General features: G+C 43.3%; 9 protein-coding genes and 1 tRNA gene. 7 read left to right on the plus strand and 3 right to left on the minus strand.

Annotated features, from left to right (window positions below; genetic code table 11):
* Window positions 1–399 precede the first annotated feature (399 nt).
* A complete protein-coding gene (locus tag AC59IL_RS21630) occupies window positions 400–2631 on the minus strand; it encodes a RelA/SpoT family protein (protein ID WP_496554282.1) in 2232 nt (743 codons plus the stop codon).
* Window positions 2632–2760: 129 nt separating this feature from the next.
* Between AC59IL_RS21630 and AC59IL_RS21635 the strand changes: the two genes are divergently transcribed.
* From AC59IL_RS21635 to tig, 3 genes are all read left to right on the plus strand, one after another.
* A tRNA-Leu gene (locus AC59IL_RS21635) sits at window positions 2761–2842 on the plus strand.
* Window positions 2843–3029: 187 nt separating this feature from the next.
* Window positions 3030–3851, plus strand: a complete 822-nt coding sequence (locus tag AC59IL_RS21640; protein ID WP_496554283.1) for a universal stress protein — start codon at window positions 3030–3032, stop codon at window positions 3849–3851.
* A gap of 265 nt (window positions 3852–4116) precedes the next feature.
* Window positions 4117–5496 (plus strand): trigger factor, encoded by a 1380-nt coding sequence (tig, locus tag AC59IL_RS21645; RefSeq protein ID WP_496554284.1) that lies wholly within the window; start codon window positions 4117–4119, stop codon window positions 5494–5496.
* 121 nt (window positions 5497–5617) lie between these two features.
* On the opposite strand, the gene AC59IL_RS21650 is transcribed toward tig, so the two are convergent.
* Window positions 5618–5950: an ArsR/SmtB family transcription factor gene (locus AC59IL_RS21650; protein WP_496554285.1), complete on the minus strand. Its 333-nt coding sequence runs from the start codon at window positions 5948–5950 to the stop codon at window positions 5618–5620.
* A 282-nt stretch (window positions 5951–6232) separates the two neighbouring features.
* On the opposite strand from AC59IL_RS21650, the gene AC59IL_RS21655 reads away from it, so the two are divergent.
* Window positions 6233–11539 (plus strand): S8 family serine peptidase, encoded by a 5307-nt coding sequence (locus AC59IL_RS21655; RefSeq protein ID WP_496554286.1) that lies wholly within the window; start codon window positions 6233–6235, stop codon window positions 11537–11539.
* Between the two features lie 117 nt (window positions 11540–11656).
* Here the strand turns inward: AC59IL_RS21655 and AC59IL_RS21660 are convergent, their stop codons facing one another.
* A complete protein-coding gene (locus tag AC59IL_RS21660) occupies window positions 11657–13255 on the minus strand; it encodes an FAD-dependent oxidoreductase (RefSeq protein ID WP_496554287.1) in 1599 nt (532 codons plus the stop codon).
* A gap of 221 nt (window positions 13256–13476) precedes the next feature.
* On the opposite strand from AC59IL_RS21660, the gene AC59IL_RS21665 reads away from it, so the two are divergent.
* From AC59IL_RS21665 to AC59IL_RS21675, 3 genes are all read left to right on the plus strand, one after another.
* Window positions 13477–14379: a DMT family transporter gene (locus AC59IL_RS21665; RefSeq protein WP_496554288.1), complete on the plus strand. Its 903-nt coding sequence runs from the start codon at window positions 13477–13479 to the stop codon at window positions 14377–14379.
* Window positions 14380–14843: 464 nt separating this feature from the next.
* On the plus strand, window positions 14844–15992 hold the full coding sequence (locus AC59IL_RS21670; protein ID WP_496554289.1) for a PepSY-associated TM helix domain-containing protein: 1149 nt from the start codon (window positions 14844–14846) through the stop codon (window positions 15990–15992).
* A gap of 68 nt (window positions 15993–16060) precedes the next feature.
* Window positions 16061–16576 carry a hypothetical protein gene (locus tag AC59IL_RS21675; RefSeq protein WP_496554290.1) on the plus strand — a complete coding sequence of 172 codons (516 nt, stop codon included), beginning with the start codon at window positions 16061–16063 and terminating at the stop codon, window positions 16574–16576.
* The last annotated feature ends 23 nt before the right edge of the window (window positions 16577–16599 follow it).

Raw genomic sequence — 16599 nt, forward strand, 5'->3', positions numbered from 1 at the left:
TTAAAGACAGGAAAAACGCTGCTTAAACATAAGCGTAAACGTTAGTTGAAGACAGAGGACGAAAAAGTTATATTATTATCCTGAAGCAGATTGCATACTGATAAGGTTTTGCGTGATTTAAAAAATGTTGCGGGGCATTGTGTGGGTGAAGACAAAGACAACCTTGCATAAGCTGCACATGCCGCGGGTGCAACATGCGCTAAAGTTTTCAACCATGTATTACAGTAAGATGTGATACTACTATAACTAACGGTATACCATATGCATATGTGAAGTTAGAAAAATCTGAAGAAAGCTATAATGCTATAACCGGCTGTTTGTATTGTCAAACAGAATAATATTATGTATCATATAACAGGAGAAACGTTATAGCTGTTATGGCGGAAGATAAGCGCCGGTTTAATTTTGCTGTTCGGTATCATAACGATCAACGGTTTCTATACCGGGTAGTTTTTTTAACCGGTTTACCAGATCGTCGAGCTCTTCTTTATCATGCACATACACCCTGATATTGCCATGGAACAATCCTTCCCTGGCTTCAATGGTCATGGCATTAATATTTATTTTCATTTCGCCTGAAATAAGGTTGGTGATCTTGTGAATAACGCCTACATCGTCCAGGCCAACAATTTTTAAACCGGTAAGGAAAGATATCTCCTTATTTTTCGCCCATTTTGTTTTAACCACCCGATGTCCATAATTGGCCAGCAACCTGGCGGCATTCGGACAATTGGTGCGATGTATGGTAAGCCCTTTTCCGGTGCTTACAAATCCAAACACATCATCGCCGGGAATAGGTTTACAGCAGTTGGCCAGCGTATACATTATTTTATCGCTGCTTTCGCCAAAGATGATCAGCTCGGCGTCTTTTTTCGATAAGGCATGTGTGGTTTCCTTGATTTCAGGTAACCGAACGGGTTTTGGCGGCTCCAGTTTATCGCCCAGCACGTGAAACTCGCTCAGCTCTTTCAAGTCGATGGCCTTGATAGATATCTGGTAGTACAAATCAAGCGGCGACTGCAGCTTGTAAAAAGTAGTTAATACATCAACATTATGCTGGTTAAAGGCGGCTCCCATATGTTCGACCTTCCGCTGTAATACATACTTTCCTTCGTCGGCTACTTTTCGTTTTTCTTCTTTAAGGGCGTCCTTTATCTTACTTTTTGCCTTGGCCGTAACTACAATATTCAACCAGTCTTCATTTGGCTTCTGTTTGGCCGACGTAATAATTTCAACCTGGTCGCCGCTGCGCAGCTTATGGCTGATGGGAACCAGTTTGTGGTTTATTTTGGCGCCAATACACTGCGATCCTACGGCACTGTGAATGGCAAAAGCAAAATCAAGCGCGGTACTGTCGACCGGCAACATTTTTACATCGCCTTTTGGCGTATACACATATATTTCTTCGGCCAGGAAACTGGTCTTGAAATCGTGCAAAAAGTCGATGGAATCGCTATCCTGGGTATTCAGCACTTCACGAATCTGTTGAAACCATTTATCGAAACGGCTTTCATCGGCAGTGCCTTCTTTATATTTCCAGTGAGCGGCCAGGCCTTTTTCGGCAATTTCATTCATACGTTGCGTGCGCACCTGAACCTCCACCCATTTACCCTGGGGACCCATTACGGTTGTGTGCAGGGCTTCGTACCCATTCGATTTGGGGTTGCTGAGCCAGTCGCGCAAACGTTCGGGCGAAGGGGTATATTCGTCGGTAATTACAGAATATACTTTCCAGCAACCTTCTTTTTCCTGTTCCTGGGGAATGTTTAAAATAACGCGGATGGCAAACAGGTCGTACACCTCTTCAAATGCCACCCCTTTCTTTTTCATTTTATTCCAGATGGAGTGAATGCTTTTGGGGCGACCGTATATTTCAAAATTGTATCCGGTTTTATCGAGCTTATCCTTGATCGGTTTAATAAATTCATTAATGTATCTCGACCGTTCGCGCTTTGTTTCGGCCAGTTTACGGGCAATTTCCTTGTACGCTTCAGGTTCAAGGTATTTCATGGCCAGGTCTTCAAGCTCGGTTTTAATGTTATATAGGCCCATACGATGGCTCAGCGGGGCATACACATAAACCGTTTCGGAAGAAATTTTAAGCTGTTTTTCGCGCTTCATGCTGTCGAGCGTACGCATATTGTGCAGGCGGTCAGACAGCTTTATAAGAATTACCCGGGGGTCATCGGTTAGCGTGAGAAGGATTTTCTTAAAATTTTCGGCCTGTGCCGAAGCATTTACATCTATTATATTCGAAATTTTCGTTAACCCATCTACAATGCGGGCGATTTCGCTGCCAAATTCTCTTTCTATGTCTTCGAGGGTAACGTCGGTATCTTCAACCGTGTCGTGCAACAGGGAACAAATAGTTGACCGCACCCCCAGACCGATTTCTTCAACACATATACGTGCTACGGCCAGCGGGTGAAGGATATAAGGTTCTCCACTTTTACGGCGCATGGTTTTGTGGGCGTCGGCGGCCATTTCAAAGGCGCGGCGGATCAATTCTTTATCCCCGGGCTTCAATTTGGGTTTCAGCACACGTAACAGGGCGCGGTATTCACGAAGTATGAGCTTTTTTTCTTGGTCGTCATTCAAATTATATTTCGGTATCGCGGCAACAGAATCCATAGTTAACGAATTTACGTAAAAATGCCCTATGTTTGCACCCCGAATTCAGTTTTGAGTTCTAAAGTTCTGAGTTCAAAGTTTATTAAACTTAATTGAGAACTAAGAATATAGAACAAAAAACTAAAATAAGCGCATGTGGTGAAATTGGTAGACACGTCAGACTTAGGATCTGATGCCGCGAGGTATGGGGGTTCGAGTCCCTCCATGCGCACAGAAGTTAAAAGGTGGATCACTTTTTCAAAAGTGATCCACCTTTTTTTATTCCCCGAACTGACATAAGCTTTTCCCTAAAAAGTGATAATAATCAACTACCTAACCATCATCATTTACTTTACTGATGTTTATTATCCGTCACATACCCAAACTTGTTAACTTTATAGAGCCTTAACTATTTATGTATGCAAACGATTCTCTTGCCGGTTGATTTTTCGCCCGCCTCGCGAAACGCATCTTTATTTGCAGCCGAGCTGGCTAAGTTGTTACATGCGAGGCTACTTCTTTTTCATGCGTATATGCTGCCAACACCTATCAGTGAAGTGCCATATGCCATGGTTACTGTAGATTCCCTGCAAAAAGAAAATGAAGAGGCCATAAAAAAAGAGGCCGATTTCCTGCATCAGAAATACGGGCTCGAAATCGAGTGGCTGGTACGCATCGGCATAGCATCCGACGAAATAAAAACCATTACCCGCGAAAAGGAAATCGGTTTAATTGTAATGGGTATGAAGGGAGCCGGCGGCCTTGATAAAATCATAGGAAGCACTACCACCAATGTATCGCGCAAGGTAAAAACACCGGTATTGATTGTTCCACACGACGCCACCTATACGCCGGTAAAAAATATTGCCTATGCCAGCGACTTTACCTATAAAACGAGTATTCAGCTATTTCAACCCCTGCTTGAGCTGGCAAAAGCTTTTCAGGCCACCATTCATATTTTATATGTGCGCCAAAATCATGGCGGTATTTCGGAACAGGAACTGGTTGGCAAAAAAAATTCTGAAATAATTTTTGAAGGTTACAACCACGAGTATGTTACTATCGAAGACCCTGCCGTAACCCAGGGCATTAATAAATACCTGAAATCGCAATCAGCCGAACTGCTGGCAATGGTTGCCCATAAGCACACTTTCCTTGAAAGGGTTTTTTCAAAAAACCACACTACGGCCATGGCCTATGAAACCCATGTACCCCTGCTGATTTTGCAGGATAAGCTTTGAAAGTTGAAAAAAGTCAAAAAAATCTAAAATTATCAGAACCCAAGAGGGGGAGCCCGGTCAGGCAATTAAAGGGAATGTATAGTATTAAACAATTACTAATCAATGGTTCAGGCCAGTAGGGTTATGCTCCGGAAAGGTTGCCCTAACTCACAATCTTTGATTAAAATGACTCAAAAGGCCTGTCCGGTCCGTTTGAACACTACGACTCATTTGACCGATTTGCGCGATTGCCTTACCTTTGCAACCCAATTTAAAAAAAAGAGCTATGGCAACAGTAACCAGGGAGAATATCGGTCTGCTGAACGACAAGATTACCATAAAGGTAGCCGGTGCAGATTATCTGCCTTCTTTTGAAAAAGCACTCAAAAATTATAGTAAACAAGCAAATATACCAGGATTCCGTAAGGGTATGGTACCTTCGGGAGTCATCAAAAAAATGCATGGCCAGTCGGTTTTTGCCGATGAGGTGATCAGAACAGTTGAAAAAGAACTGAGCAGTTACATGGTGAATGAAAAGATAGAAATCTTTGCCCAGCCTTTACCACTGCCTCAATCGGAAGGTCCGAAGATCGACATGAATAACCCCACGGAATATATATTTGATTTTGAAGTGGGTTTAAAACCGGGCTTTTCCGTTATCGATCTGGGTAAAGAAAAAATGACCCGCTACAAAGTAACGGTTACCGAAGAAATGATCAACGAAGAAGTGAACCGTTTACAGCTGCGCCATGGTAAAATGACCGATCCCGAAACAGTAACCGGCGACGATAATGTGCTGAATGTAACTTTTACCGAAAGCGATGAAGCCGGCAACGAAGTTGAAGGCGGCATTACAAAAGACAATTCGTTACTGGTAAAATACTTTGCAGAATCATTCCGCAGCAACCTCATTGGCAAAAAGAAAGACGATGTGTTCACCATTCAGCTGAACAAGACTTTCGATGAAAAAGAAAGAGAATGGGTACTGAACGACCTTGGCCTTGATAAACACGATGCAGCCGCTGCCGGCAAATTCTTTAAAATGACCATCACCAAAGTAGGATTGGTTGAAAAGGCCGAAATGAATGAAGAATTCTTTAAAGCAGCTTACCCCAAAAAAGAAATAAAAACCGAAGCTGAATTTCGTAACGAAATAAAAGAAGAAATTCAGGGATACTGGGATAAACAGGCGAAAAATCATTTACAGCACGAAGTATATCACGTACTGGTAGACCATACCAAAATCGAATTCCCTGAATCGTTCCTCAAACGCTGGATGCAAACCAATGGCGAAGAGCCCAAAACACAGGATGAAGTGGAGCACGAATTCCCGACCTTTATCAACCAGCTTAAATGGACGCTGATTACCGATAAAGTTGTTCAGGAAAACAATATTGAAGTGAAGAAAGAAGACATCGAGGCTTTTGCCAAACAACAGTTATTCGGTTATATGGGCATGAACATGCAGGAAGAAGAGCAACCCTGGATTGCCGATTACATCACCCGCATGATGAATGACAAAAAGTTTGTTGAAGACAGCTACCATCGCATTCAAACTGAAAAAGTATTCGAATGGGCCGAACAACATGTTAAAGCCACCGAAAAACCGGTAAGCGTTGAAGAATTTACTAAAGAAACAGACAAACATCAGCACCATCATCATTAGTAGAAACAGTAGTAAGTAGTAAGTTGTAAGTAATAAGTTTAGAATACAAAAACCGGAATTTGGAAGTAACGCTCTCAAATTCCGGTTTTTATTTTCCCCTTACTTTTTCATTTCTTATTTCTCATTTTTTATTTTTCATTCTTAATTTCTCCCCTTCTTCCAGCAGATCACCCAGCGCATCCAGCTTTTTCGACCAGAACTCATGAAACTGCGCTACCCAGTCACTCACTTCCTTTAGTTTATTGAAATTAACCCGGCAATACCGTTCACGGCCCTGTTGGGTAATTTCAACCAGTCCGCATTCGGTTAATATTTTTATATGCTTTGAAATGGCCGGCCGGCTAACATCAAAATTTTCGGCCACACCATTTAACGTCAAAGTGTTGATGGCCAAAAGGCCGATAATTTCCCGCCGGGTGGGGTCGGCTATTGCCTGAAAAACATCACGTCGCATAAGATCAATTTATGTAACTATTCGGTTGCAAATTTATCGATAACCGGCCGGTTAACAAGCAGGTACCGGCCCCGGCCATTGGTTAAACAGTAAATAATTTCCCCGCAACTGTTTAATAGGAATTATTTATACACTTCACAAATCTTATTTAATTGACTTTAAGCTAATTGCACAGAAATATACACGATAATAATATTGTCCTAAATCCGTTTATAACAGGCAGCATTTTAACTCCATTGGCAATAACCTTGCAAACCCATTTTCCTATTAAAAAATCCGTAGATGAAATACCCTTTACTCTTCTCTTTTTTATTGCTTATTGGTGCCGCATCAGCTCAGGACATTTCCCGGCCGGTTCGTTTAAAAAGCGGTACACTTAGCAGGTTAAAGAACTTACGGAACGATGTACACATTTCAGATTCATTAAATAAATTTCATTACAAAAACAGGTTTTATACACTTGTTCAGTTTAACAAACTGCCCGATGCAGCTGAGCGGCAGGCACTGGCAAGCGAGGGTATTTTATTGTTCGACTATATTCCCGACAACACTTTTCTGGCCGAAATAAATGATCAGCTTAGTTCCGCTACGCTTAAAAAAAGCAATATCGCCGGAGTATATACGCTGGATGCAAAAAACAAGATAGCGCCCGACCTGGTACAACAGCTAAAACAATCCATGCGCGATCCCGACAAACTGATTGCAGTTAGTATTTTTGGAAATATCAATAAAACCGAAGCCATTGCCGAATTAAAAGAAGCCGGCGCCCATATAACTGAAACAAAAATTCAGCCGGCCCACGTTGTGTTTATCGATGCTGCTGCCAACGTTGTTCAAAAAATTGCCACGCTTCCATTTGTTGCTTATGTAAGCAGCCAGCAAATGAAACCGGTGGCCGTCAATTACAAAAACCGGGGCGCCCATTCAGTGAATATGCTAAGCGCTGCCGCCGGCCGTAATTTGCAGGGCAGCAATGTTACATTAGGTATTGGCGACGATGGCGATGCTTCTACCCATATCGATTTTTCGGGCCGTTTGATCAACAGAAACCCGGCCAACCCCGCTTCGCATGGTACGCATACTATGGGTACCATGGCAGGTGCAGGTATTGTGAACCCGAAGAATAAAGGAATGGCCCCGCAGGCTACAATAATTGGTCAATATTTCAGCGATATACTGGTAAACGCGCCTTATTACGCGTATGATTATAACATGGTGCTCACCAATAATTCATACCATTCAGCGGCCACAGGTTGCTCGGGCGAAGGTCAGTACGATGTATTGAGTAATTACCTCGATGCACAAATGACCAGCGAGCCTTCGCTGTTGCATGTATTTGCAGCGGGTAATGATGGAAGTTTAACATGTTCACCCTTTCCCGCTATGTACGGCACGGTTAAATCGGGTTTTCAAAGCGGCAAAAACGTACTTACCGTTGGTTCAGTAAATAATTCAAATTACATTATATCAACTTTTTCAAGTGGCGGGCCTGTTGCCGACGGCCGTTTAAAACCCGAAATTGTAGCCGGCGGATCCGGTATAGTTTCAACCCTTCCCTACAATAACTATGGCACCAGTTCAGGTACCAGTATGTCTACACCTACAGTTACAGGCACGCTGGGATTATTGTACGAACGCTACCGCCAGTTGCATGGAGGCGCCAACCCTTCCTCGGAATTAATAAAAGCAATGGCCTGTAACACAGCCGACGATTTAGGTAATGCAGGGCCCGATTTTATTTATGGCTTTGGAAACCTGAATGCCTTTAATGCCGTGCAGGCTATTGAAAATAATTATTTCTTCAACGGCATAATGAATACCGGAGGAACCGGAACCTTTACCATTCCTTCGGTACCAGCCGGTACAGCACAAATTAAGATCATGTTGTACTGGAACGATGCGGCAGCAGCACCTTATGCAGCCACTACCCTGGTGAACAACCTCGATTTAACTGTTACAGCGCCCGATGCTACCCTTCGTTATCCGTTAATACTGAATCCGGCTTCGGGTAGTGTTGGCAATGTAGCCGTTGAAGGAGTTGATAGCAAAAATAATATTGAGCAGGTTGTTATAAACAATCCGCCTTCGGGCAATTTTACGGTAACCGTAAACGGAACCAGCATTCCACAGGGACCACAGAGCTATGTGGTAGTTTATCAGATAATTGCTCCCGAAATAAAAGTCGAATATCCGTTTGGTGAAGAAACTCTGGTGCCCGGCGAATCGGAAATCATTCGCTGGAGCGCTTCGGACCCCAACACCAGCAACTTTACCATTGAATATTCAATAGATAATGGCAGTACCTGGACGACCATCGATAACAACGTATCGGCCACCAGCCGGTTGTATGCCTGGACGATACCCTCACCGCTCATTGCAACAAACGCCCTGATGCGGGTAAGCCGAAACAGCGCCAGCTACAGCGATGTAAGTGATTTTAGTTTTGTAATATTAGATACTACTTCAATAACTGTTACCAATACTTGCCCGGGCTATGCCGATTTAACCTGGAGTGCGGTTACTTCTGCCACCAGCTACGATATTATGATGCTGAAAGGCAGCGACATGCAAACAGTGGCCACCACCACCGGCACCGGTTATTTACTGGGCGGTTTAAATAAAGACAGCACCTACTGGCTTGCAGTTCGACCGGTGATAGGCACTACCGCCGGCCGGCGCTCTATTGCCGTAAGCGTTGTTCCATCTGGCGGGGCCTGCGCTTCGCCCACATTCGACAACGATTTCACGCCCGATTTACTCGTAGCGCCTGTAACCGGCCGTATGTACACCAGTTCGCAACTGGGATCGGTTGCCCCACAGGTTCGCATTAAAAACCTGAGCACCGTAGCTTCTTCAGGATCGTTCAATATATCCTATCAGGTAAATGGCGGTTCAACCGTAACCGAAGCATCTACACAAAGCATTGCGGCCGGTTCAACCTATACATATACATTCAGCACGCCGTTCGATTTTTCTGCCACAGGAACCTATACAGTAAAAGCATGGGTTGATTATGCCAGCGATGCCCTGCATTCGAACGATACACTGGTTACCATTGTTAAGCAGCTGCAAAACGATCCAATAACTTTAAGTCCATCTTATATAGAAGATTTTGAAACCGCAACCGATCAAACCAATTATTCAACAACACTTGGTTTTGATGGTCTCGACCGCTGCGATTTCACATCGAATACAACCACCGGACGTGCCCGTACTTTTATAAACACCGGCATAGCCCGTAGCGGTAGCCGCGCTGTAACACTCGATCAAAAATACACTGGCACTGCTTCGGCTGATAGCCTCTTTACTACCTTTAACCTGAGCAGCTATTTGCCTACCGATCAGATATGGCTGTCGTTTTATTACCGCAACCAGGGAATTGATTTTAGTGCCGGTGCCAACAAGATATGGATTCGTGGAAGTGAATACGACATCTGGTTGCCTGTATTCACGCTACCCTACACTTCTTCCGACTTTGGCGTATATCGTGCTGTAGCACCCATAAATATCACTGAAACTTTAGCCAATGCCGTTCCTGCACAAACAATAAGCAGCAGTTTTCAGATCAGGTTCGGAGAACAGGGATACCGGTCTGCAAATTCGGTTATACCGGATGGTAACCTCGATGATGGTTTCACTTATGATGACATCACCATTACGCTGGCAACCGATGATGTGGCCATGGTACAGCTGGTTACTCCGGTAACCACCAATGTATGCGCTATGAGTAATGCAGAAACAATTACCGTTCAGGTAAAAAATTACAGTGCCGCTACATTAACCAATGTGCCCGTTTCGTATCAAATCAATAACGGAACCATTGTTACCGAAAGCATTCCGTCTATTGCAGCCGGCGCAACCATAAACTATCCTTTTGCGCAAACAGCCAACCTGTCGGCCTACCAGCAATATACGTTGACCACATGGGCGCATTACGCAACCGATAATTATACAAGCAACGATACCATTTCCAATTCATTCCATACGTCACCACTTATTACCAGCTTCCCTTATCTCGAAGGTTTTGAAACAAGTGCAGGCGACTGGTACACCGGCGGTATCAACAGCAGCTGGCAATGGGGACAACCGGCTGGTACCATCATTAATAAAGCAGCCAATGGCACCAATGCATGGGTTACCAATTTAACAGGTAATTATAACAACAATGAATATTCATACCTGTATTCGCCCTGTTTCGATTTAAGCGGTTTAACGCAACCGGTATTATCTTTCAGCCATATTTTCAGAACAGAAGATAATTGCAATTGCGATTTTCACTGGGTCGAATACTCAACCGACGGCCAAAACTGGCTTAAACTGGGCAACACAGGCAGCGGAACCAACTGGTACGACAATGCCACCTACCAGGCATGGAAAACATCAGTAACCCGCTGGCAGGTATCGAGCTTTGATTTACCAACAATGGCAAGCCCCGGCACAGTACGCTTCAGAATTGTTATGTACGGCGACCCGGGTGTTACTTATGAAGGTGTAGGCATCGACGACATTCACGTATTTGATAAAGCAGCCATTTACAGCGGCGCCAACATAACAAGCGGATTAACACAAAGCGTTAGCGGCAACAACTGGATACACTTTAATTCGGGCGGCAACCGCGTAGTATCTATCAATCCAAACGGACAGAATTTAGGAAGCACCGATGTTAGAGTGTACATCAATACCGGCAGCGTGCGCAACGATGGATATCAATATTATCTCGACAGAAATATTGTAATTCAACCCACCAATGCCCCCACGTCACCGGTTAGTGTTCGCTATTATTTCCTGAATACCGAAACCAACAACCTGATCAATGCTACAGGCTGCGGTACCTGCAGCACCATTTCCGATGCATATGCAGCAGGCGTTACACAATACAGCAATGCGCCTGCAGAAGAAAATGGCACATTAGCCGATAACGGAAGCGGAACCTATAACTTTATTAGTCCATCAGCAGTTGATATTATACCGTACGACAACGGGTATTATGCCGAATACCAGGTAAGCAACTTTTCAGAATTCTGGATCAACAGCGGCGGCCCCGGACAAAACAAGCCTTTGCCATTGGTATTAGGTGTGTTTACCGCAGTAAAAAATAATGCTACTGCTTTGTTACAATGGACAACATTCCAGGAAATAAACACCGACCAGTTTATTATTGAAAGAAGTACCGACGGTATTACCTTCACTTCAATAGGTACAGTAAGTGCCGCAGGCAACAGTTCAACCGCAACAAATTACCAGTTTACCGATCAGCAAATGGCCACCGGCATTAATTACTATCGTTTAAAACTAACAGATAAAGACGGAAAATTCACCTGGTCGCCGGTACGTAAACTGAATAACATTGATAATGATTTTACTATAAACGTAAAGCCTAACCCGATTGTAAAAGGTGTAGCATACATCACTACTTCGGTTAACTGCAACCGCATTGAATTGCGAGATGCAACCGGCCGGCTCATTAAATATGTTAATGCAACCGGCAACAATAATCAGTTACCGGTACAACAGGTTGCCAAAGGCATGTACTTTATTACCGTAATAACCGACAGCGGCAAAAAAGTTGAAAAGATTTTTATTGAATAGTTAATCCTTCGACTTCGCTCAGGATAGAAAAAGGAGCAACTCGTTTCGGGTTGCTCCTTTTCTCTTTTTCAGCCTTAATACTTTTGCTCTTTTACCATTGCCTACTGCCCACTGAAACTACTTCCTGCTCCCGGCTTCTTCCAGATCGCCCACCTGTACCTGTTTTAAATCAGCTGTAGCAGGCCCGTTGATCACTGTTCCTTCTTTTGTAAACCGCGACCCATGACATGGGCAATCGAATGTTCTTTCTTCGGCATTCCAGTGCACTACGCATCCCAGGTGCGGACACATGGCGCTGCAGGCATGAATATTATTCTGCTCATCTTTATAAACAGCATACCGTTTCAATCCTTTACTTAAAATGGCGCCTTCGCCGGGGCGTAACTGATCGGCATCTTTTATATCGGCTTTAGTGATCCAGTCGGCATACTGCGCAGCCATGTTGGCTACTTCTTTCAGATAAATGCCCGGTACTTTAACCGGTAACCGGCGAGGTGAATACAACGATGTCCATGGATTTTCGCGACTCGTTATCAGATCGGTAATGATCATACCACCCAGTGTACCATGCGTCATACCATTGCCGCTGTCGCCGGTTATAATGTACACATTTTCATCGCCAGGATTTTTTCCAATGAAAGCGAGTGAATCAAGCGGCTCCAGTACCTGTCCCGACCATTTATAAACGATGTCATTCACTACGGGGAAATGGTTGCGTGTCCAGTTAATCAGGTTTCTGTACCGTTCCTCTTCAGGAATATCTTCCGAATCGGCCTGGCCTGTTTTATGATCTTCGCCGCCGCTGATCAGCAGGTCGTAACTTTCATTAAAAGGCTCTGTTCGCACATAATGATAAGGCTTCGTATACCATTTCGACTTCATATCACCGGTATCCCACCATAGTGCAGGCTGTACCGCTCCTTTAAGAATGGGTGCAGCGATTACATAGGTGCGAAATGGAAATTGTTTAGTATGCATGGTTACCAGATCGTTCACCGGCGAATTGGTTGCCACCACAATGTGACGTGCCTTTATCTTATATCCATTACATACTGCTCCATTTTTATTAATATTTACCGCTTTTGATTGCGTAAAAATTTTTCCGCCCAGTGAGGTAAATCCTCTTGCCAGGCCATGCAGGTATTTCATTATATGAAACTGTGCCTGATCGGTAAATTCAATACAGGGACCAGCACTGGCAGGCATGCCAGGCGTACTTTCGAGCCACAGGGTATTTAATCCGGCCTGTTGTGTTGCCAGCAATTCTTTTTCGAGGTTCTTTCTTTTGTCGGATGGATGCAGGAACAGATACCCATTTAACCGTTGAAAATTACAATCGATACGCAATTCATGTACAATTCTTTCTATTTGATTAATGGCTTCGCGATGACTTTCGGCGGCAAGACGGCTTCCATCCTTACCAAAAATTTCTTCAAGGTTATAATAGCGGTCATCCAATGCGCAGGTAAGGTGCGCCGTTGTTCTTCCTGTTTCACCACTACCAATTAAACCGTCATCAACAAGCACAACCTGTTTCCCAGCCTTAGCCAGCAAATAACCCGTTGTTAAACCGGCAATGCCGCCACCTACTATCAATACTTCTGCATCAATATCCTGGTTTACCCGTTCAAACGGTAATGGTTCAACCGACTGTATCCAGTATGAAATATTTTCGCCCGAAGTAAGAGAGCCTGCATTTGAAAACATGTTTTTCATGGCAATACTTTTTCGTTAATGATCTCATTTTGAGGTAAATCATCTACATCTCCGGCGATTAATACGGACTTTTATTGCAGAAACAAATGAGAATAAAGTGATAAGATTTAATCAATTGTCCATTGCAAAACTGCAAAGCTGATACCAGTGGTTCACGAACACCGAACATAGAAGGGAGATCCAAAACTTAAACCTACTTTTGCCCTGCAAAAAATTTATCATTGAAGCACGGCACGCAAAAACAACGTACAAAATCAACAGGCTGGTTGTGGTTTTTAACAGGATTAGGCTTTTCGATACTATGGCCATCGGCCGCGGTTGCTACCAAATTTGGGTTGCAGGTGGCTCAGCCATTTGTGATTTGCATTACCCGCTTTTTTATTGCCGGTTTGCTCATGTTGCTCATCGCCCACGGCCTCATGCATAAACGATTGCCGCAAAAAAACGAATGGAAACAACTGGCTGTTTATGGATTGCTGAACATTTCGTTATACCTCGGTTTATATGTGCTGGCGATGCAACATGTATCGGCCGGACTTGGTTCGCTGGCGATAGCCACCAATCCGGTTCTTATTAACCTGATGGCGGCATTAATTTTCGGTCACCGTATAAGGTTTATAACTTTAATCAGTTTGCTGTTATGCATGTGCGGTGTATTACTCGCCGCCTGGCCTTTATTCAAAAGCAGTCATGCTACACCGGGAGGCATAGCTTTGCTAATGGGATGCATGGTTATTTATTCAGCCGGTGTTATTTATTTTTCAAAACAAAACTGGAGCAACCTGCATATTCTCACCATCAATGGCTGGCAAACTTTCCTGGGCGGATTGTTTTTGTTGCCTTTGGCGCTCTTCACATATGACAAAAACCTAAATGTATTTAATCTTCAGATGACCCTTTCGGTATTGTGGCTGGCGATACCGGTTTCGATAGTGGGTGTACAGCTATGGCTATTTCTTTTGAAAGACAATGCAGTAAAAGCGTCATTCTGGCTGTTTCTTTGCCCGGTTTCGGGGTTTGTGATCGCTGCTATAACCATGCATGAACCCATTGGCCTGTTTACGATCACCGGTATGTTATTGGTTCTGGCGGGATTATATCTGGTGCAAAAGGATAAAGCGTAGTTTGTATTTCTGATTTCGGGATTTTGAGATTTTGAGATCTCTTTTATTCTGAGGTCGCTCCCAAATCAAAAAATCCCTAAATCACAAAATCAGCAATTCCTAATCTTTCCTCATTGCGTAAAAACTCTTTCTAATACCGTAAAGCATTCTTTCTGTTATCTGAGAAATTTGCGCAAAAATTTGCGCAAAACGATGAAAGGGATTTATGCATATACCTTTTAAGTTCTTTACATTAGTGTACGCAGGTAGAAATTTATAAGAGCTTGCACTTACAGGCAGCACATAACAGGTAAAAGTTATTGCTGTTTGCCGGTTTTGCAGGAACTTTTTATTCTACTTTAAAAAATAGCCTTTAATCCGGTTGGCTGAATTGATAAAACATCATCCATCCAGGTTCAAAGGCACTGATTAGTGTCCCGATATTAATTAATATCGGGACTTTTTATATTTTAAAGTAATTGGCAATGACGGCGAAAAAAGTAATTGGTAAACTTCATTTATGGCTTGGACTGGCTTCGGGACTGGTTGTATTAATTGTTGCAGCAACAGGCAGCTTGCTGGTATTTGAAAAAGAGTTAGACGAATGGGCCCATCAAAAATTTTATTTTGTAAGCGTGCCGCCCAATGCACAACGGTTGCCAATTGATAGTCTGGTGCATGCTGCAGCTGCATTTAATAAAGGCTTAAAAATTACACGCATTGCCATTGAGTCTTCTGAACCCGATCGTTCGGTATTGTTCATGGCCAAAAAGAAAAAAGAAACCTGGCAAATTGCCGTGAATCCCTACACCGGGCAAGTGATCAAAGGCATTAATTACAATAAGCGATTTTTTACTGTGGTTTTGCAACTGCATCGCACCTTATGCATGGAAAAAACAGGCAAAGCCATTACCGGTGCATCGTGTTTGATATTCGCAATTATGATCATAACCGGTATTGTTTTATGGTGGCCTAAACGCTGGCGCCTGTTAAAACAACGCACCACTATTAAATGGACATCGCCGTGGAAACGCCTCAACTGGGATCTGCATGCAGTTACCGGATTTTATGTTCACCTTGTTTTATTCGCTATTGCATTAACCGGTTTAACCTGGGCTTATCCCTGGTTTAACAATGCCATCTTTTTATTATTCGATGGCAAGCCCATGAAAAAAATGGAAGCGCCGGCCAATAAAGTTCAGCAACCAATTGCTGGCGGTTTTTATGAATCAATATATCAACAGGCCAATAACAAATTACCCTACAAAGGACTGGTAACGATTACCATGCCTGAAAAAGAAAATTTGTCGGTAACAGTAAGCAAACAAAATTATGAGGCATCGGTAAGCAACATCACCGACTTTTTATACTACGAAAAAGGCACAGGCAACCTGTTGAAAGAACAATTATTTAAAAATGCGTCAACAGGTTATAAAGTTCGGCGTATAGTATATCCCATTCATACCGGAAAATTATATGGATGGCCTACGAAAATCATAGCCCTGATTGCAGCGCTCTTTGCCTTTTCATTACCCATTACAGGCTTATTCATATGGCTGGGACGAAAGAAGAAAAAAGTTATAAAAGCAAATGGAAATGTGATAGAGATGCAGGAAGAAGCTGCGGTGATTTAACGGAGCTCCGGGCTCTGCTAAAGAAGTCGTATATTCACCGTTTGCAATTTTAAACGCCGTCCCTTGTAATGAGTAATAACGACTTCGATGAAATGGCCGCTTTTGAACAATGTATCTCGTTTTTGAACAATATAGGCATTGAAACCACATTTAGAAAAATCGGCAACAAAAGTTTTTTACCAGGCCTTTTGATCAATAAAGGAACGATCATTATCGACAAAGATGCCCTTGAACATCCGGGTGATATTTTGCACGAAGCTGGTCATATTGCTGTAGTTCCGGGTTCAGACCGTTTGAGCCTGTCAGAAAAATCGATCATTGGCCGAAAGAACAGAGAGGGTGAAGAAATTATGGCAATCGCCTGGTCGTATGCCGCCTGTATGCATTTACTGATTGACCCTTGTTTTGTTTTTCATGAGCAGGGATACAGAGGCGGCAAAGATTTTATAACCAATAGCTGCAGTGATAAAAGTTATATCGGACTTTCAATGCTCGAAAAGATCGGATTAACAGCTAATGAAAAAAGTGCACAACGCCTGCATATTCCTTCTTATCCACATATGATCAAATGGATGCGGGCATAAAACCAACCGGGTGATCCCAATAC

It is taken from the genome of Niastella sp. sgz303648, from assembly GCF_059587045.1.

Coding starts and splice junctions, on each gene's coding strand:
- tig (WP_496554284.1), top strand. CDS start 4,117: ATGGCAACAGTAACCAGGGAGAATATCGGTCTGCTGAACGACAAGATT.
- AC59IL_RS21660 (WP_496554287.1), bottom strand. CDS start 13,255: ATGAAAAACATGTTTTCAAATGCAGGCTCTCTTACTTCGGGCGAAAAT.
- AC59IL_RS21630 (WP_496554282.1), bottom strand. CDS start 2,631: ATGGATTCTGTTGCCGCGATACCGAAATATAATTTGAATGACGACCAA.
- AC59IL_RS21670 (WP_496554289.1), top strand. CDS start 14,844: ATGACGGCGAAAAAAGTAATTGGTAAACTTCATTTATGGCTTGGACTG.
- AC59IL_RS21650 (WP_496554285.1), bottom strand. CDS start 5,950: ATGCGACGTGATGTTTTTCAGGCAATAGCCGACCCCACCCGGCGGGAA.
- AC59IL_RS21675 (WP_496554290.1), top strand. CDS start 16,061: ATGAGTAATAACGACTTCGATGAAATGGCCGCTTTTGAACAATGTATC.
- AC59IL_RS21640 (WP_496554283.1), top strand. CDS start 3,030: ATGCAAACGATTCTCTTGCCGGTTGATTTTTCGCCCGCCTCGCGAAAC.
- AC59IL_RS21655 (WP_496554286.1), top strand. CDS start 6,233: ATGAAATACCCTTTACTCTTCTCTTTTTTATTGCTTATTGGTGCCGCA.